This window comes from Pseudomonas sp. B33.4 (genome assembly GCF_034555375.1).
In the GTDB taxonomy this organism is placed as follows: Bacteria; Pseudomonadota; Gammaproteobacteria; order Pseudomonadales; family Pseudomonadaceae; genus Aquipseudomonas.
On sequence record NZ_CP140706.1, the window covers coordinates 795,783 to 815,143 of the forward strand.

Genomic DNA, 19,361 nt, shown 5'->3' on the forward strand with positions numbered 1-19,361 from the left:
AGGAACGAAGTAATTCCCCCTCTGCAAAAACCTGTCCACTTGCTCAACTTATCCCCCCTGTAGGAGCTGCCGAAGGCTGCGATCCCTTGATCTTGCTGTACCTAACCAACGTCGCGCGCATTATCAACGCGTCGCCGCCAGACTCTCCAAAAAGCTCTCCAGCACCAAATGAGGGCGCCGCCCCTTGCGCGTGACCGATGCCAGACTCAAATCGTAAAACCGCGTTCCTGCTTTCAACGCACGCAAACGCCCCTGCTGCACCCAAAGACTGGCGTAATGATCCGGCAAATACCCAATGTAGCGCCCGGTCAAAATCAAAAACGCCATACCCTCACGGTCAGAAGCACTGGCCGTGCAATTGAGCGCCTGGTAGTGCGCCTGAATATCCGCCGGCAACCGAAACGTTGGCGCAATCGCGTCCTGGCTGTTCAAGCGTTCGTCATCCAGTTGCTTGTCATCAACATAAAACAGCGGATGGCCCACCGCGCAATAAAGCAGCGAACGCTCGCTGTACAGCGGCTGATATTCCAGTCCCGACAACGCACTGGCCTGCGGCACCACGCCGACATGCAAACGCCCATCGAGCACACCTTGCTCGACTTCGTTCGGCGCAATCATGCGGATCTGAATCTGCACATCCGGCCCGCGCTCCTTCAACTGTGCGAGGGCGTGGGTGATGCGCATGTGGGGGAGGGTGACGAGGTTGTCGGTCAGGCCAATGATCAGCTCACCGCGCAAATGTTGGTGCAGCCCGTTGACCTCGGTGCGAAAGCTTTCCAGCGCGCTTAATAGCTGCAGCGCCGATTGATACACCTCACGGCCTTCTTCGGTCAGCGAAAAACCGGCGCGGCCGCGCTGACACAAACGTAAACCGAGACGCTGCTCCAGATCGCTCATCTGCTGACTGATTGCCGAGCGCCCAATGCCGAGCACGGTTTCCGCTGCCGAGAAGCCGCCGCATTCCACCACGCTGCGAAAAATCCGCAATAGGCGAATATCAAAGTCACTGACCTGGGCCAGCGGATCGGGACGGCGGCTGCTCATCTTATTGTTCTCATTGTTTAGCGAAGTTCTAACTGAAGGTTAGAAGAGTTGAATTTCACCGACTTTATCGCCGTGGCAATTTAGCTGCAACAACGCTTTTTATCTCCCTGACGCTTATGCCCTGCGAGGTTTTGCCCGATGAACATGCCTGAAAACGCTCAGTCGCCACTGGCCAGCCAACTGAAGCTGGACGCGCACTGGATGCCGTACACCGCCAACCGCAACTTCCAGCGCGATCCGCGTCTGATCGTTGGCGCCGAAGGCAGCTGGCTGATCGATGACAAGGGCCGCAAGGTATATGACTCGCTGTCCGGACTGTGGACCTGCGGCGCGGGTCACACCCGCAAGGAAATTCAGGAAGCAGTTTCCAAGCAATTGGGCACCCTCGATTACTCGCCGGGCTTCCAGTACGGTCACCCGCTGTCGTTCCAACTGGCCGAGAAAATCACCGAGCTGACCCCGGGCAACCTCAACCACGTGTTCTTCACTGACTCGGGTTCCGAGTGCGCTGACACTGCGGTGAAAATGGTCCGTGCCTACTGGCGCCTGAAAGGTCAGGCGACCAAGACCAAAATGATCGGCCGTGCCCGTGGTTACCACGGTGTGAACATCGCCGGCACCAGCCTCGGCGGCGTCAACGGCAACCGCAAATTGTTCGGTCAGGCGATGATGGACGTCGATCACCTGCCGCACACTTTGCTGGCGAGCAATGCGTTCTCTCGTGGCATGCCGGAGCAGGGCGGTATCGCCTTGGCCGATGAGCTGCTGAAACTGATCGAACTGCACGATGCTTCGAACATCGCTGCGGTATTCGTAGAACCGATGGCCGGTTCCGCCGGCGTACTGGTGCCGCCACAGGGTTACCTGAAGCGTCTGCGCGAGATCTGCGATCAGCACAACATCCTGCTGGTGTTCGACGAAGTGATCACCGGTTTCGGCCGTACCGGCAACATGTTCGGCGCCGACACCTTTGGCGTCACCCCGGACCTGATGTGCATCGCCAAGCAAGTCACCAACGGCGCGATCCCGATGGGCGCGGTGATTGCCAGCTCCGAGATCTACCAGACCTTCATGAATCAGCCGACTCCGGAATACGCGGTGGAATTCCCCCACGGCTATACCTACTCGGCGCACCCGGTGGCCTGCGCCGCTGGCCTGGCGGCGCTCGACCTGCTGCAAAAAGAGAATCTGGTGCAGAGCGTCGCCGAAGTCGCGCCGCATTTCGAAAACGCGCTGCATGGTCTGAAAGGCTCCAAACACGTTATCGACATCCGTAACTTCGGCCTGGCCGGTGCGATCCAGATTGCCGGTCGTGACGGCGACGCCATCGTGCGTCCGTTCGAAGCGGGCATGGCCCTGTGGAAAGCCGGGTTCTACGTGCGCTTCGGCGGCGACACCTTGCAGTTCGGCCCAACCTTCAACAGCAAGCCGCAAGACCTCGATCGCCTGTTCGACGCGGTCGGCGAAGTGCTGAACAAGCTCGACTGATTTTTCCTTCTATATATACCTACAAAAACGGGCACTCCTTAACCGGGTGCCCGTGGACAAGAATTCAGGAGTTTTCGATGAGCGTTATCCCGCATTTGATCAATGGCGAACTGGTGACCGAGAACGGTCGCGCGGTTGATGTGTTCAACCCGTCCACCGGTCAGGCCATCCACAAGCTGCCACTGGCCAGCCAGGCCACCATTCAGAAAGCCATCGATGCCGCCAAGGCTGCGTTCCCGGCCTGGCGCAACACGCCACCGGCCAAACGTGCTCAGGTAATGTTCCGCTTCAAGCAACTGCTCGAGCAGAACGAAGCGCGCATCTCGCAATTGATCAGCGAAGAACACGGTAAAACTCTGGAAGATGCCGCCGGTGAACTGAAGCGCGGCATCGAGAACGTCGAGTTTGCTTGCGCAGCGCCGGAAATCCTCAAGGGCGAATACAGCCGCAACGTCGGCCCGAACATCGATGCATGGTCGGACTTCCAGCCACTGGGTATCGTTGCCGGTATCACCCCGTTCAACTTTCCGGCCATGGTGCCGCTGTGGATGTATCCGCTGGCCATCGTCTGCGGCAACTGCTTCATCCTCAAGCCGTCCGAGCGTGACCCAAGCTCGACACTGCTGATCGCTCAGCTGCTGCTGGAAGCCGGTCTGCCGAAAGGCGTGATGAGCGTGGTGCACGGTGACAAGACTGCGGTGGACGCGCTGATCGAAGCGCCGGAAGTCAAAGCGCTGAGCTTCGTTGGTTCGACGCCGATTGCCGAATACATCTACGCCGAAGGCACCAAGCGCGGCAAACGCGTTCAGGCACTGGGCGGTGCGAAGAACCACGCGGTGCTCATGCCGGATGCCGATCTGGACAACGCGGTCAGCGCACTGATGGGCGCGGCCTACGGTTCTTGCGGTGAACGCTGCATGGCGATCTCGGTTGCTGTGTGTGTGGGCGACCAGGTGGCGGATGCGCTGGTGGCGAAACTGGTGCCGCAGATCAAAGCGTTGAAAATCGGTGCCGGCACTTCGTGTGGCCTGGACATGGGCCCACTGGTGACAGGTCAGGCGCGTGACAAGGTTAGTGGTTACGTGGATGACGGCGTGGCAGCGGGCGCGACCCTGGTGGTCGACGGTCGTGGTTTCAGCGTGGCCGGTCATGAGGAAGGCTTCTTCCTTGGTGGCTGCCTGTTCGACAACGTCACCCCGGAGATGCGCATCTATAAAGAAGAAATCTTCGGGCCGGTCCTGTGCATAGTTCGCGTGAACAGCCTGGAAGAGGCGATGCAACTGATCAACGATCACGAATACGGCAACGGCACCTGCATCTTCACCCGTGACGGTGAAGCGGCGCGTCTGTTCTGCGACGAGATCGAAGTCGGCATGGTTGGCGTCAACGTGCCGCTGCCAGTACCGGTGGCTTACCACAGCTTCGGCGGCTGGAAGCGTTCGCTGTTTGGCGACCTGCACGCTTATGGTCCGGATGGTGTGCGCTTCTACACCCGTCGCAAGGCGATCACTCAGCGCTGGCCACAACGGGCGAGCCATGAGGCTTCACAGTTCGCCTTCCCTAGCTTGTAAGTAGAAGGGCAGTGCAGACAAGGCCGACCCCGTGGGGTCGGCCTTCATGTTTTCGGGTTTTTTTGACCGATGTGACAGATTTATGAAAATAGGTGTTGACGGCAGATTTGAGATGTCTATAATTCGCCCCACTTCCGGCGCAGTCGAAACGGAAAACTCCTTGAGATTCAATGAGTTAAGTAGGTTTCGATAGCAGGTTGCTTCAGTTCATCGAAGCGCAGAAAGAAGTTGAAAAAGAGGTGTTGACAGCAGCGTGTAACGCTGTAGAATTCGCCTCCCGCTGACGAGAGATCTGAAGCGCAAGTGGTTGAAGTTGTTGAAGAATTCTTCGAAAACTTCTGAAAATAATCACTTGACAGCAAATGAGGCTGCTGTAGAATGCGCGCCTCGGTTGAGACGAAAGATCTTAACCAACCGCTCTTTAACAACTGAATCAAGCAATTCGTGTGGGTGCTTGTGGAGTCAGACTGATAGTCAACAAGATTATCAGCATCACAAGTTACTCCGCGAGAAATCAAAGATGTAACCAACGATTGCTGAGCCAAGTTTAGGGTTTCTTAAAAACCCAAAGATGTTTGAACTGAAGAGTTTGATCATGGCTCAGATTGAACGCTGGCGGCAGGCCTAACACATGCAAGTCGAGCGGATGAGAGGAGCTTGCTCCTGGATTCAGCGGCGGACGGGTGAGTAATGCCTAGGAATCTGCCTGGTAGTGGGGGACAACGTTTCGAAAGGAACGCTAATACCGCATACGTCCTACGGGAGAAAGCAGGGGACCTTCGGGCCTTGCGCTATCAGATGAGCCTAGGTCGGATTAGCTAGTTGGTGAGGTAATGGCTCACCAAGGCGACGATCCGTAACTGGTCTGAGAGGATGATCAGTCACACTGGAACTGAGACACGGTCCAGACTCCTACGGGAGGCAGCAGTGGGGAATATTGGACAATGGGCGAAAGCCTGATCCAGCCATGCCGCGTGTGTGAAGAAGGTCTTCGGATTGTAAAGCACTTTAAGTTGGGAGGAAGGGCAGTAACTTAATACGTTGCTGTTTTGACGTTACCGACAGAATAAGCACCGGCTAACTCTGTGCCAGCAGCCGCGGTAATACAGAGGGTGCAAGCGTTAATCGGAATTACTGGGCGTAAAGCGCGCGTAGGTGGTTCGTTAAGTTGGATGTGAAATCCCCGGGCTCAACCTGGGAACTGCATTCAAAACTGTCGAGCTAGAGTATGGTAGAGGGTGGTGGAATTTCCTGTGTAGCGGTGAAATGCGTAGATATAGGAAGGAACACCAGTGGCGAAGGCGACCACCTGGACTGATACTGACACTGAGGTGCGAAAGCGTGGGGAGCAAACAGGATTAGATACCCTGGTAGTCCACGCCGTAAACGATGTCAACTAGCCGTTGGGAGCCTTGAGCTCTTAGTGGCGCAGCTAACGCATTAAGTTGACCGCCTGGGGAGTACGGCCGCAAGGTTAAAACTCAAATGAATTGACGGGGGCCCGCACAAGCGGTGGAGCATGTGGTTTAATTCGAAGCAACGCGAAGAACCTTACCAGGCCTTGACATCCAATGAACTTTCCAGAGATGGATTGGTGCCTTCGGGAACATTGAGACAGGTGCTGCATGGCTGTCGTCAGCTCGTGTCGTGAGATGTTGGGTTAAGTCCCGTAACGAGCGCAACCCTTGTCCTTAGTTACCAGCACGTTATGGTGGGCACTCTAAGGAGACTGCCGGTGACAAACCGGAGGAAGGTGGGGATGACGTCAAGTCATCATGGCCCTTACGGCCTGGGCTACACACGTGCTACAATGGTCGGTACAAAGGGTTGCCAAGCCGCGAGGTGGAGCTAATCCCATAAAACCGATCGTAGTCCGGATCGCAGTCTGCAACTCGACTGCGTGAAGTCGGAATCGCTAGTAATCGTGAATCAGAATGTCACGGTGAATACGTTCCCGGGCCTTGTACACACCGCCCGTCACACCATGGGAGTGGGTTGCACCAGAAGTAGCTAGTCTAACCTTCGGGAGGACGGTTACCACGGTGTGATTCATGACTGGGGTGAAGTCGTAACAAGGTAGCCGTAGGGGAACCTGCGGCTGGATCACCTCCTTAATCGACGACATCAGCTGCTCCATAAGTTCCCACACGAATTGCTTGATTCATTGAAGAAGACGATAGAAGCAGCTTTAAGCTCCAAGCTGATAGCTCCAAGCTAACAGTTACGCGCTCGAAATTGGGTCTGTAGCTCAGTTGGTTAGAGCGCACCCCTGATAAGGGTGAGGTCGGCAGTTCGAATCTGCCCAGACCCACCAATTTTGTTATGGGGCCATAGCTCAGCTGGGAGAGCGCCTGCCTTGCACGCAGGAGGTCAGCGGTTCGATCCCGCTTGGCTCCACCATATAACTGCTTCTGAAAGCTTAGAAATGAGTATTCCACTGAGAATATTGATTTCTAGTCTTTTGATTAGATCGTTCTTTAAAAATTTGGGTATGTGATAGAAAGATAGACTGAACGTTACTTTCACTGGTAACGGATCAGGCTAAGGTAAAATTTGTGAGTTCTCTTAGTTGAGAAATTCGAATTTTCGGCGAATGTCGTCTTCACAGTATAACCAGATTGCTTGGGGTTATATGGTCAAGTGAAGAAGCGCATACGGTGGATGCCTTGGCAGTCAGAGGCGATGAAAGACGTGGTAGCCTGCGAAAAGCTTCGGGGAGTCGGCAAACAGACTTTGATCCGGAGATGTCTGAATGGGGGAACCCAGCCATCATAAGATGGTTATCTTGTACTGAATACATAGGTGCAAGAAGCGAACCAGGGGAACTGAAACATCTAAGTACCCTGAGGAAAAGAAATCAACCGAGATTCCCTTAGTAGTGGCGAGCGAACGGGGACTAGCCCTTAAGTGGCTTTGAGATTAGCGGAACGCTCTGGAAAGTGCGGCCATAGTGGGTGATAGCCCTGTACGCGAAAATCTCTTAGTCATGAAATCGAGTAGGACGGAGCACGAGAAACTTTGTCTGAATATGGGGGGACCATCCTCCAAGGCTAAATACTACTGACTGACCGATAGTGAACTAGTACCGTGAGGGAAAGGCGAAAAGAACCCCGGAGAGGGGAGTGAAATAGATCCTGAAACCGTATGCGTACAAGCAGTGGGAGCAGACTTTGTTCTGTGACTGCGTACCTTTTGTATAATGGGTCAGCGACTTATTTTCAGTGGCGAGCTTAACCGAATAGGGGAGGCGTAGCGAAAGCGAGTCTTAATAGGGCGTCTAGTCGCTGGGAATAGACCCGAAACCGGGCGATCTATCCATGGGCAGGTTGAAGGTTGGGTAACACTAACTGGAGGACCGAACCGACTACCGTTGAAAAGTTAGCGGATGACCTGTGGATCGGAGTGAAAGGCTAATCAAGCTCGGAGATAGCTGGTTCTCCTCGAAAGCTATTTAGGTAGCGCCTCATGTATCACTGTAGGGGGTAGAGCACTGTTTCGGCTAGGGGGTCATCCCGACTTACCAAACCGATGCAAACTCCGAATACCTACAAGTGCCGAGCATGGGAGACACACGGCGGGTGCTAACGTCCGTCGTGAAAAGGGAAACAACCCAGACCGTCAGCTAAGGTCCCAAAGTTATGGTTAAGTGGGAAACGATGTGGGAAGGCTTAGACAGCTAGGAGGTTGGCTTAGAAGCAGCCACCCTTTAAAGAAAGCGTAATAGCTCACTAGTCGAGTCGGCCTGCGCGGAAGATGTAACGGGGCTCAAACCATACACCGAAGCTACGGGTATCACCTTCGGGTGATGCGGTAGAGGAGCGTTCTGTAAGCCTGTGAAGGTGAGTTGAGAAGCTTGCTGGAGGTATCAGAAGTGCGAATGCTGACATGAGTAACGACAATGGGTGTGAAAAACACCCACGCCGAAAGACCAAGGTTTCCTGCGCAACGTTAATCGACGCAGGGTTAGTCGGTCCCTAAGGCGAGGCTGAAAAGCGTAGTCGATGGAAAACAGGTTAATATTCCTGTACTTCTGGTTATTGCGATGGAGGGACGGAGAAGGCTAGGCCAGCTTGGCGTTGGTTGTCCAAGTTTAAGGTGGTAGGCTGAGATCTTAGGTAAATCCGGGATCTTAAGGCCGAGAGCTGATGACGAGTGTTCTTTTAGAACACGAAGTGGTTGATGCCATGCTTCCAAGAAAAGCTTCTAAGCTTCAGGTAACCAGGAACCGTACCCCAAACCGACACAGGTGGTTGGGTAGAGAATACCAAGGCGCTTGAGAGAACTCGGGTGAAGGAACTAGGCAAAATGGCACCGTAACTTCGGGAGAAGGTGCGCCGGTGAGGGTGAAGGACTTGCTCCGTAAGCTCATGCCGGTCGAAGATACCAGGCCGCTGCGACTGTTTATTAAAAACACAGCACTCTGCAAACACGAAAGTGGACGTATAGGGTGTGACGCCTGCCCGGTGCCGGAAGGTTAATTGATGGGGTTAGCTAACGCGAAGCTCTTGATCGAAGCCCCGGTAAACGGCGGCCGTAACTATAACGGTCCTAAGGTAGCGAAATTCCTTGTCGGGTAAGTTCCGACCTGCACGAATGGCGTAACGATGGCGGCGCTGTCTCCACCCGAGACTCAGTGAAATTGAAATCGCTGTGAAGATGCAGTGTATCCGCGGCTAGACGGAAAGACCCCGTGAACCTTTACTATAGCTTTGCACTGGACTTTGAATTTGCTTGTGTAGGATAGGTGGGAGGCTTTGAAGCGTGGACGCCAGTTCGCGTGGAGCCATCCTTGAAATACCACCCTGGCAACTTTGAGGTTCTAACTCAGGTCCGTTATCCGGATCGAGGACAGTGTATGGTGGGTAGTTTGACTGGGGCGGTCTCCTCCTAAAGAGTAACGGAGGAGTACGAAGGTGCGCTCAGACCGGTCGGAAATCGGTCGTAGAGTATAAAGGCAAAAGCGCGCTTGACTGCGAGACAGACACGTCGAGCAGGTACGAAAGTAGGTCTTAGTGATCCGGTGGTTCTGTATGGAAGGGCCATCGCTCAACGGATAAAAGGTACTCCGGGGATAACAGGCTGATACCGCCCAAGAGTTCATATCGACGGCGGTGTTTGGCACCTCGATGTCGGCTCATCACATCCTGGGGCTGAAGCCGGTCCCAAGGGTATGGCTGTTCGCCATTTAAAGTGGTACGCGAGCTGGGTTTAGAACGTCGTGAGACAGTTCGGTCCCTATCTGCCGTGGACGTTTGAGATTTGAGAGGGGCTGCTCCTAGTACGAGAGGACCGGAGTGGACGAACCTCTGGTGTTCCGGTTGTCACGCCAGTGGCATTGCCGGGTAGCTATGTTCGGGAAAGATAACCGCTGAAAGCATCTAAGCGGGAAACTTGCCTCAAGATGAGATCTCACTGGAACCTTGAGTTCCCTGAAGGGCCGTCGAAGACTACGACGTTGATAGGTTGGGTGTGTAAGCGCTGTGAGGCGTTGAGCTAACCAATACTAATTGCCCGTGAGGCTTGACCATATAACACCCAAGCAATTTGCGTCGAAGAGACCAGATTGCGGTGTGTGAAGACGAAACGAACCGAAAGTTCGACTGCACCTAAAAAGGCAGCACAAGACACCGAAAGCTATCACGTACCCAATTTGCTGAAGCGAGGCCATAAGGTCACGACTCAGTACCCGAATTTCTTGACGACCATAGAGCGTTGGAACCACCTGATCCCATCCCGAACTCAGCAGTGAAACGATGCATCGCCGATGGTAGTGTGGGGTTTCCCCATGTGAGAGTAGGTCATCGTCAAGATTAAATTCCGAAACCCCAATTGCGAAAGCAGTTGGGGTTTTGTTTTGCCCGCAGGAAAGTTCTTACAGCATTCACGGACGTCGTCTGGCTGTCACAACCTGCCGACAATGCTAAGGTTCTGCCCTAGCTTTTGTACATTTCCAAGGAAGCCCTTATGCCGGACGCCCAGTCCCTCAACGCTGCATTCATGGTGGTTCAGAGCAATAGCCTGGACGAACTGCGCAGCCTTGTGATCAGCATCATGAGGCGCTATCCGCTAGCTCCCCTGGAAAACGAAATTGCGTTGGTGCAGAGCAACGGTATTGCCCAGTGGCTCAAATTGGCTCTTGCGGAAGATCCGGAGGACGATGACCTCGGCGGTTGCGGCATTGCAGCCGCGATTGACGTGCAATTGCCCGGAAGCTTCATGTGGCAGCTATACCGCATCGTTCTTGGACGAGAAGAAATTCCGGCCAAATCCCTGCTCGATAAGGCCCCGTTAACCTGGCGCCTGATGCGGTTGTTACCCCAGGTTATCGATCGCCCGCATTTCGAGCCGTTACAACGCTTCCTCACCAACGACACCGACTTGCGCAAACGCTATCAACTGTCTGAGCGTCTGGCGGATCTCTTCGACCAATATCAGGTATATCGCGCCGACTGGCTCGAAGATTGGGCTGAAGGGCGGCATCAGCTACGAAATGTCAGAGGCGAAGTAAAATCGCTGCCACCGACCAGTTGCTGGCAAGCGGAGTTGTGGCGTGCATTGCTCGATGACGTGGGCGAGCAGGGGATGGCGCAGAGTCGTGCGGGTGTTCACCAGCGATTCATCGAGCGCATCAACAACCTCACCGAGGCCCCGGTGGGGCTACCCTCGCGAGTGATCGTCTTCGGGATTTCCTCGTTACCAGCACAAGTGCTTGAAGCGCTCGCCGGCCTTGCGCGTTTCAGTCAGGTTCTGCTGTGTGTGCACAACCCCTGCCGTCATCACTGGGCTGACATCGTCGCCGACAAGGATCTGCTGCGCCATCAATACAAGCGGCAATCGCGCAAAAGCGGAATGCCCGTCGTGCTTGATCCTGAAACACTGCATCAACACGCCCATCCGCTGTTGGCCGCATGGGGCAAGCAAGGCCGGGACTACATCAGCCTGCTCGACAGTTACGACGATCCAAATAGCTATCGAGCGGCTTTTCGCGACGGTCGCATAGACCTGTTCAGCGACACCCAGCCACACAACCTGCTCAATCAACTGCAGGATGACATCCTGGAGTTGCGCCCACTCAACGAGACTCGCGAACACTGGCCCGCTGTCGACCTGGCTGATGACGAGTCGATCCGCTTTCACATTGCCCACAGTGCTCAACGTGAAGTCGAAATATTGCATGACCAGCTCCTCGCGCGCTTCAGTGCCAACCCGGATCTGCGCCCTCGCGATGTGATCGTGATGGTGCCAGATGTCGATAGCTACGCGCCGCATATCCGCGCGGTATTTGGTCAGCTTGATCGCCACGACCCGCGATTCATACCCTTCACATTGGCCGATCAGGGGCAGCGCGGCCGCGATCCATTGCTGATCGCGGTCGAACACCTGCTCAAGCTTCCCGACAGTCGTTTCCCGGTCAGTGAAATCCTCGATCTGCTCGACGTTCCTGCTCTTCGCGCGCGCTTTGGTGTGGAGGAGCGCGACCTGCCAACACTGCACCGCTGGATTGAAGGCGCAGGCGTGCGTTGGGGCATGAACGCCGAGCAAAGGGCGGGCCTGGGTTTGCCGAACGAGCTTGAACAAAACAGTTGGCATTTCGGTCTGCGCCGCATGCTTCTGGGCTACGCCGTCGGCAGTGCCGACGCGTGTGAAGGGATTGAGCCCTACGATGAAATCGGCGGACTCGACGCCGCACTGATCGGGCCGTTGGTAGCCTTGCTCGACGCTCTGGAACTTGCTCATCAGCAGCTCACTCAACCCGCGCAGCCCAAGGAGTGGGGGTATCGGTTGCAAGCGCTGATGCAGCTGTTCTTCAAAGCCAGTAACGAGCATGACGATTACTTGCTGACCCAGCTCGAAGAGCTTCGCGAAACCTGGCTGGAAACCTGTGAGGCCGTAGGTCTTGCGGATGAGCTGCCACTGACAGTTGTTCGCGAAGCCTGGCTCGCCGGTCTCGACCAAGGGCGTTTGTCTCAGCGTTTTCTGGCCGGTGCCGTGAATTTTTGTACGCTGATGCCCATGCGCGCCATTCCATTCAAACTGGTCTGTCTGCTGGGGATGAATGATGGCGATTATCCCCGCGCACAACCTCCGCTGGATTTCGACCTCATGGGCAGCGACTACCGTCCAGGAGATCGTTCGCGGCGTGAGGACGACCGATATCTTTTGCTCGAAGCGCTTTTGTCAGCACGCAATCAGTTGTACATCAGTTGGGTCGGCCGCAGTATTCGCGATAACAGTGAGCGACCGGCTTCCGTGTTGATCGGCCAGTTGCGTGATCACCTCGCCAGCGGCTGGCGATTGCTCGACGAAAGCCGGGATCTGCTAAGCGCCATGACGCAAGAGCACCCGCTGCAACCGTTCAGTGCGCGCTATTTTCATGACGGCGATCACCTCTTCAGCTACGCCAGCGAATGGCAGGTTCTGCATCAACAGCATGAGCCTCAAAACGAAGCGCAGTTACTCACACCTTATGTGCAAGAAGAGCCGTTGAGCCTGGCGTTGCTGCAGGATTTTTTGCGCAATCCGGTTCGACACTTTTTCACCCAGCGCCTCAAGGTATATTTCGAGGCCGCTGAAGCGCCGTTGGCCGATGAAGAACCTTTCGTGCTGGACGCATTACAGCGTTACACGCTTAGTGACAGCTTGCTCGAAGCCGCTCTCAGGCAACCGGACAATGTCGATGAGGCGCTGACTGCTCAGGCCCGGCGCCTGCAAAACAGCGGCCTGCTGCCAATGGCCGGGTTTGGTGAGTGCCTGCAACGAGAGTTGATCGAGCCTCTGCCGGATTTGCTGCAGCGTTATCACCAACTGCTGACACTCTGGCCTGCCCCTTTGACCAGTGCGTTACCGGTCAACCTCCAATTGCAGGGATTACGCCTTGAAGGATGGCTTGCCGGTTTGCATCAGCGCGCCGACGCTAGCCTGTTGTCGGTCACGACCATTCCCAACAGCATTGGCTCGATCAAAAGCCGTAAATGGCATCGCCTGACCAAACCCTGGGTCAATCATCTGGTGGCCTGCGCCAGCGGACTTTCCCTCAGCACCGCACTGGTTGCCAGCGATGACACTCTGCTGCTTGATCCCATGGAGCCAGATCGCGCCATACGGTTCCTCGGTGACTTGCTGCTCGCCTGGCAGGCCGGTATGCGCCAGCCACTGCCGATCGCAGTAAAAACCGCTTTTGCGTGGCTCTCTCAGACCGACCCGCTGAAGGCCGAAGCCGCTGCACGTAAAGCCTATGAGGGTGATGGTCAAACCAGTGAAGGTGAGCGCCGCGAGAGCCCGGCGTTGTCACGTCAATTTGCCGATTTCGAGTCATTGCTCGCTGACGAGACGTTTTCCGGTTGGTGTGATGCCTTGTATCGCCCGCTGTTTGAAGCACCCTGGCGTTCGCTGTCCACCGAGGGGGCTCGCGCATGAGTACCAAGACACCCCTTGCACTGGCATTCCCGCTGCGCGGCAGTCAGCTGATCGAAGCCAGTGCCGGTACGGGTAAAACCTTTACCATTTCCGCTTTGTATCTGCGACTTATCCTGGGGCACGGTGACGAATTGAGCGGGTTCGGGCGCGAGTTGCTGCCACCGCAGATTCTCGTCGTGACGTTCACCGATGCCGCGACCAAGGAATTACGCGAACGCATACGCACGCGTCTGGCGGAGGCCGCTCGATTCTTTCGCGAAGAAACGCCTGCGCCCGACGGACTGATTGCCGAGTTGCGTGATCAGTTCGAGTATCAACAGTGGCCCGGTTGCGCCAACCGTCTCGATGTCGCCGCGCAATGGATGGACGAAGCCGCCGTTTCGACCATCCACAGTTGGTGTCAGCGCATGCTGCGCGAGCACGCGTTCGACAGCGGCAGCCTGTTTACCCAATCCCTGGAAACCGACCACAGCGACTTGCTCGGCGAGGTGTTACGCGATTACTGGCGGCTGTTCTGTTATCCGATGCAGGGCGATGCCTTGAACTGGGTTCGCAGCAACTGGGGCGGACCTGCGGCATTGTTGCCTCGCATACGCGGCTTGTTCGCCAGTGAACGCGACAGCGACGAGGGAAAGGCTCCTGCGGAGCTGATAGAAGAATGCCTGCAAGAACGTCGTGCAGCGTTGATCGAACTGAAAATGCCCTGGCGCCAGTGGGCAGACGAGTTGCTCGCCATCTGTCATCAAGGCGTTGCGAGCAAAACCGTCGACGGTCGCAAGATGCAGGCGCGTTACTTCGAACCGTGGTTCGAAAAGCTCAAGGCATGGGCCGAAGACGAGACCCTGGAGCAACTGGATATCGGCACCGGTTTCACCCGACTGACTCCCGACGGTATGGCCGAAGCCTGGAAGGGGCAACCCCCAAGTCATCCAGGCCTGGATGCTATGCCTGCACTCAAGTCGAGCCTCGATGCTTTGCCAACCCCGGATGCCGCCGTGCTGCAACATGCCGCCAAATGGGTAGGCGCACGGTTTGAAGAAGAGAAGCGCCGTCGCGCCGAAATGGGTTTCGACGACATGCTTTTGCGTCTGGATGCCGCGCTGCAATCCGATGGAGGCGAACGTCTTGCGACGTTGATTCGCGAGCAGTTCCCGGTCGCGCTGATCGATGAGTTTCAGGACACTGACCCGGTGCAGTACCGAATCTTCGAAAGCATCTATCGCATCGAAGACAACAGTCCAGACACAGGCCTGTTTCTGATCGGTGATCCGAAGCAGGCCATCTACGCTTTCCGCGGTGCGGACATCTACACCTATCTGCGCGCGCGTCAGGCCACCACTGGCCGACTGCATACCCTTGGGACCAACTTCCGCTCCAGCCACGGCATGGTCAACGCGGTCAATCATGTATTTGCACGCGCCGAATCCCGTGAACTGGGGCGCGGCGCATTTTTGTTCCGCGAGAAAAACGGCAACAACCCGGTGCCATTTCTTCCCGTCGAATCTCAAGGTCGCATGGAACATCTGCAAGTTGCCGGGCAGGCTGTCGCAGCGTTGAATGTCTGGCACTTGTCCACCGACCAGCCACTGTCGGGCGCGGTCTATCGTCAGCAGTTGGCAGCGGCGTGCGCCAGCGAAATTACTGCGCTGCTCAATGGCGGGCAAAACGCTAGCGCCGGGTTTGTTCAGGATGGTAAAGACTTCAGAGGTCTGAGGCCGTCCGACATCGCGATTCTCGTGCGCGACGGCAAAGAAGCCCAGGCTGTACGTGGTGAACTCGCTGCCCGTGGGGTGCGCAGCGTTTACCTGTCGGACAAGGATTCGGTGTTCGCGGCGCAGGAGGCACACGACCTGTTGTCCTGGCTCAAGGCCTGCGCCGAGCCGGATGTCGAGCGCTCCCTGAAAGCCGCATTGGCCTGTATCACCCTGAACCTGCCATTGCCCGAGCTGGAACGTCTGAACCAGGACGAACTGGTGTGGGAAAGCCGGGTCATGCAATTCCGTGGCTATCGCGAGCTATGGCGCAAACAGGGTGTGCTGCCGATGTTGCGACGCCTGCTGCACGACTTCCATTTGCCGCAAATCTTGATGACACGCAGCGATGGCGAGCGCGTGCTGACCAACCTGTTGCATCTGTCGGAGTTGATGCAGCAAGCGGCTGCGGAACTGGACGGAGAGCAAGCGCTGATTCGTCATCTCGGCGAACTGCTGGCCGTGTCCGGTCAGGCCGGTGAAGAGCAGATTCTGCGTCTGGAGAGTGACGAGCAACTGGTCAAAGTCGTGACCATTCACAAGTCCAAGGGCCTGGAATATCCATTGGTGTTCTTGCCGTTTATTTGTTCGGCGAAACCCGTCGATGGCAGTCGCTTGCCACTGCACTACCACGATGCAGCGGGCAAAGCTCAGGTGAGTCTCAAACCGACTGCCGAGCTGATTGCACAGGCGGATGATGAGCGTCTCGCCGAAGACTTGCGCTTGCTCTACGTTGCCCTGACCCGCGCGCAGCACGCCTGCTGGTTGGGTGTGACGGATCTCAAGCGAGGCAATAACAACAGCTCGGTCCTGCACCTTTCAGCGCTGGGTTATCTACTCGGTGGTGGCTCATCTCTGGGTGAGTCGAGCGAACTGAAGCGCTGGTTGCAGGACCTGCAGCAAGATTGCCCGGCCATCCACACCGGTGAAATGCCACAGCCCACCGACGAGCATTACCGGCCACCACGCAACGACGCCGTGCTGAGCGCCACGCTGCTGCCCAAGCGCAAGGCCAGCGAAAACTGGTGGATCGCGTCTTACAGTGCGCTGCGTATCAGCGATGTGCTGAGTGTCGGCAGCGATGAAGCGCCGGACAGTCCGCAGGCACAAAAGCTGTTTGACGACGAACGCCTCGACCCGGACGCGCCACGAGAAATCATTGCCGGCGGCGCCGATATCCATCGCTTTCCGCGCGGCCCCAATCCGGGAACATTTCTTCACGGTTTGCTGGAGTGGGCCGGTGACGACGGTTTCGCCGTTTCGCGCGAAGCGCTGGAAGATGCGATTGCCCGGCGCTGTAATCTGCGCGGCTGGGAGGGCTGGATAAACACTCTGAGTGACTGGCTGCAACATCTACTGCAGTCGCCATTGCCGATTGCAGGCGGGCAGCCACCAGTCGTTCTGCAACAGTTGAAGCAGTATCGGGTCGAGATGGAATTCTGGTTCGCCAGCCATAAGGTCGACGTACTCAAACTCGACGATCTGGTGCGACAGCACACCCACAGGGGCGTGGCTCGCGTGGCGGCAGAACCGGTGCAGCTCAATGGCATGTTTAAAGGCTTCATCGACCTGACCTTTGAACACGATGGCCGATATTACGTGGCCGACTACAAGTCCAACTGGCTTGGCGTGGATGATCTGGCTTACACCGAACAAGCCATGGAACAGTCGATTCTCGACAACCGCTATGACCTGCAGTATGTGCTCTACCTGTTGGCGTTGCATCGCCAGCTCAAGGCTCGACTGCCTGAATATGATTACGACCGGCATGTCGGCGGCGCGTTGTATCTGTTCCTGCGTGGCACCCGCGCTGACAGTCGCGGCGTGTATTTTGCCCGCCCACCACGGGAACTGATCGAGCGTCTAGACCGAATGTTTCAAGGAAAACCCGAACCCAAGTCCGAACCCGCCTGGGAACAGGGAGTCCTGCTATGAGCCGCACCTTTGCCGATCTGCTCCCCACGCCACTGGCCGCTGACAGTCTGTCGCGGCTATCGCCCCTGACCAGCGCCGATGACCTGTTGATATTGCTGACCCGTTGGGTCGAGCGAGGCTGGCTGCGTGCGCTGGACAAAGCGTTTGTCGCGTTCCTTCATGAACTTGAGCGCGATACGGATCCACTGGTGTTGCTCGCTGCCGCCCTGACCAGTCATCAACTTGGCCACGGCCACGTCTGTCTTGATCTGTACGAAACCCTGAAAGCTCCCGACTTCGCTCTTTCGCTGCCCCCGGAAGGGGATGTGCAAGGGGGGGTGTTGTTGCTGCCTTCGCAATTGCTTGAAACGCTTGACGGTGCGCACTGGTGCAAGGTTCTCGCGGGGAGCTCTTTGGTCGCACTGGCGGCGGATACCCGCGATATCGCACAGCAACGCCCGCTGGTGTTGGCCGGCAAACGTCTGTATCTGCGACGCTACTGGGCCTACGAGCGGCGCATCGATTCGGCGTTGCGTCAGCGTCTGCAGAAAGTAGAGCCGACGCCGGACGATCTGCCGCAGCGACTGAATGAACTGTTCGGATCCGCCGAGGCGGGTGCAGTGATCGACTGGCAGAAACTCGCCTGCGCTCTCGCCACTCGTGGCGCCTTCAGCATCGTTACTGGCGGGCCGGGGACCGGTAAAACCACCACGGTGGTGCGTTTGCTGGCGTTGCTTCAAGCCCCCGCAGTCGCGGCCGGTCATCCGCTGCGGATTCGTCTGGCGGCGCCGACAGGCAAGGCTGCGGCGCGGTTGACCGAGTCCATCAGTCAGCAAGTGCAGTCGCTCGAAGTCAGCGAAGAGGTGCGGGCGAAGATTCCTTGCGACGTCACCACCGTGCATCGTCTGCTGGGCAGTCGTCCTGGCACCCGACACTTCCGCCACCACGCCGGCAACCGCCTGCCGCTGGATGTGCTGGTGGTCGACGAAGCCTCGATGATCGACCTGGAAATGATGGCCAATCTGCTCGATGCCTTGCCTCCCCATGCACGGCTGGTCTTGCTGGGCGACAAGGATCAATTGGCCTCTGTTGAGGCTGGCGCAGTGCTAGGGGATTTGTGCCGTGATGCCGAGAGTGGCTGGTACAACCCGCAGACCCGACAGTGGCTGGAGTCGGTCAGCGGTGACTCGCTGAAGGACAGCGGTTTGCACGAGGACGTCGATGGCACCCACCCGCTGGCCCAGCAAGTGGTGATGTTGCGTTACTCCCGACGCTTCGGCGAGGGCAGCGGTATCGGTCAGCTCGCGCGTCGGGTCAATCAACAGCTGCCGGATGAAGCGCGTCAGTTGCTCGCGGCCGGGCACTATGACGATGTGTATTCGTTGCCGCTCAAGGGCGAGCACGATCACACGCTGGAGCGACTGTTACTGGAGGGGCATGGCGACGGACCTCAAGGCTACCGCCATTATCTGAGCGTGCTGCGCAATCAGCGTCCACAGTCGGGCCGGCCCCTCGAACATCCGGACTGGGTTATTTGGGCTCGCGACGTTCTGCAGGCGTTCGACACATTTCAACTGTTGTGTGCAGTGCGCAAAGGGCCATGGGGCGTTGAAGGTCTGAATCAACGCGTCACCGCCGCGCTGCTCAAGGCACGTCTGATCGAAAGTGATCAGCAATGGTACGAAGGACGGCCAGTGCTGATGACTCGCAATGATTATGGTCTGGGCTTGATGAACGGCGACATCGGGATCGCCCTCAAGCTGCCCGAGCGCGAGGGCCCTGACGCAGGCAAACCGGTGTTGCGCGTGGCTTTCCCGCGCAACGACGGGCAGGGCGGCGTGCGCTTTGTATTGCCAAGCCGCCTCAACGACGTCGAAACCGTTTACGCCATGACGGTGCACAAGTCCCAGGGTTCGGAATTTGCCCACACGGCGCTGATCCTGCCCGACGCCTTGAACCCCGTGTTGACCAAAGAGTTGATCTACACCGGTATCACCCGGGCCAAGCATTGGTTCACCTTGATCGAATCCCGAGCGGGCGTGTTTGAAGAAGCGGTGCAGCGCAAGGTCAAGCGCCTGAGCGGGTTGATGCTGGAACTGGAGGAGGGCACCGTGCCTGCGAGGTGAAAATCCCGACGATTGACGGCGTTTACTGACCAACCGGTCAGAGGTCGCTG

Annotated in this window: 6 protein-coding genes, 2 tRNA genes and 3 rRNA genes; 10 read left to right on the forward strand and 1 reads right to left on the reverse strand. The window is 56.9% G+C overall.

What is annotated here, in order from left to right:
- Nucleotides 1–123: 123 nt before the first annotated feature.
- Nucleotides 124–1,044: a LysR family transcriptional regulator gene (locus tag U6037_RS03415; protein ID WP_053116962.1), complete on the reverse strand. Its 921-nt coding sequence runs from the start codon at nt 1,042–1,044 to the stop codon at nt 124–126.
- A 138-nt stretch (nt 1,045–1,182) separates the two neighbouring features.
- Between U6037_RS03415 and U6037_RS03420 the strand changes: the two genes are divergently transcribed.
- The 10 genes from U6037_RS03420 to recD all read left to right on the forward strand — a co-directional run bounded on the left by U6037_RS03420 (nt 1,183) and on the right by recD (nt 19,311).
- Nucleotides 1,183–2,532, forward strand: a complete 1,350-nt coding sequence (locus U6037_RS03420; protein WP_212546374.1) for an aspartate aminotransferase family protein — start codon at nt 1,183–1,185, stop codon at nt 2,530–2,532.
- A 77-nt stretch (nt 2,533–2,609) separates the two neighbouring features.
- Complete coding sequence (locus U6037_RS03425) at nt 2,610–4,103, forward strand: CoA-acylating methylmalonate-semialdehyde dehydrogenase (RefSeq protein WP_064118435.1); 1,494 nt, start codon at nt 2,610–2,612, stop codon at nt 4,101–4,103.
- A gap of 577 nt (nt 4,104–4,680) precedes the next feature.
- Nucleotides 4,681–6,217: ribosomal RNA gene (locus U6037_RS03430) — 16S ribosomal RNA — on the forward strand.
- 123 nt (nt 6,218–6,340) lie between these two features.
- Nucleotides 6,341–6,417 (forward strand) — tRNA-Ile (locus tag U6037_RS03435).
- Between the two features lie 10 nt (nt 6,418–6,427).
- A tRNA-Ala gene (locus U6037_RS03440) sits at nt 6,428–6,503 on the forward strand.
- Nucleotides 6,504–6,737: 234 nt separating this feature from the next.
- Nucleotides 6,738–9,631: ribosomal RNA gene (locus tag U6037_RS03445) — 23S ribosomal RNA — on the forward strand.
- 166 nt (nt 9,632–9,797) lie between these two features.
- A 5S ribosomal RNA gene (gene rrf / locus U6037_RS03450) occupies nt 9,798–9,913 on the forward strand.
- The 16S, 23S and 5S rRNA genes sit together here with 2 tRNA genes alongside, the layout of an rRNA operon.
- A 154-nt stretch (nt 9,914–10,067) precedes the next feature.
- Complete coding sequence (gene recC, locus U6037_RS03455) at nt 10,068–13,520, forward strand: exodeoxyribonuclease V subunit gamma (protein ID WP_322845809.1); 3,453 nt, start codon at nt 10,068–10,070, stop codon at nt 13,518–13,520.
- Nucleotides 13,517–17,206 (forward strand): exodeoxyribonuclease V subunit beta, encoded by a 3,690-nt coding sequence (recB, locus tag U6037_RS03460; RefSeq protein ID WP_322845810.1) that lies wholly within the window; start codon nt 13,517–13,519, stop codon nt 17,204–17,206. Before recC ends, recB begins: the two co-directional genes overlap by 4 nt.
- Entirely contained in the window at nt 17,203–19,311 is a 2,109-nt protein-coding gene (gene recD, locus U6037_RS03465; RefSeq protein WP_322845811.1) for an exodeoxyribonuclease V subunit alpha, read from the forward strand. Before recB ends, recD begins: the two co-directional genes overlap by 4 nt.
- Nucleotides 19,312–19,361: the final 50 nt, after the last annotated feature.